At 49.9% G+C, this 461-nt stretch carries 1 protein-coding gene; it reads left to right on the top strand.

Annotated elements, in window-relative coordinates; translation table 11 throughout:
* Window positions 1–30: 30 nt before the first annotated feature.
* Window positions 31–461 (top strand): DUF3857 domain-containing protein (locus CWC28_RS21495; protein WP_138625767.1); only part of this gene is annotated, 431 nt, incomplete at its 3' end.

Here is a 461-nt window from a genome sequence, read left to right as displayed (position 1 = left end):
TCGAATTCAATGCATTATTAAGAGGGAGTTATGTCAGGTCAGTATCATTCCATGCGTTCATATTCTGCTTATTTGTACCCTGGCTTTCTGTCTTTTTTACTGGTTCTGATGATGTCTGGCCTGGTTAAGGCGGATGAAGCTATTCAGGACTACCGCAATCTCCTGTCCGATTATCGTATCGAGATTCAGGACGATCTGACCTATACCCGCATCGTATCTCTGGAGTATCAGGTTCTGACACCGGCTGGGGCGGAAGCGCTGCAAAAGTATCACTACAGCTATTTTTCCGAGAATGAGTCCCTGACCGTGCTGGACGCTTCCATCACCAGTCCGGACGGGAAGGTATTTCCTGTCGAGCAAGAGAACATTTACGAGCAGGATCTGGGAGGTCGTGATCAGGAGCGGCGTTCCAGGGAGACCGTGGTGATATTCTCCCAGCTGACGCCAGGCAGCCTCATGAA

The sequence above is a fragment of the Pseudoalteromonas sp. S4492 genome, assembly GCF_005886115.1.
GTDB classification, from domain to species: Bacteria; Pseudomonadota; Gammaproteobacteria; order Enterobacterales; family Alteromonadaceae; genus Pseudoalteromonas; species Pseudoalteromonas gelatinilytica.
The sequence above is the reverse complement of the archived record's forward strand: the minus strand, read 5'-3'. Positions and strand labels throughout refer to the sequence as shown.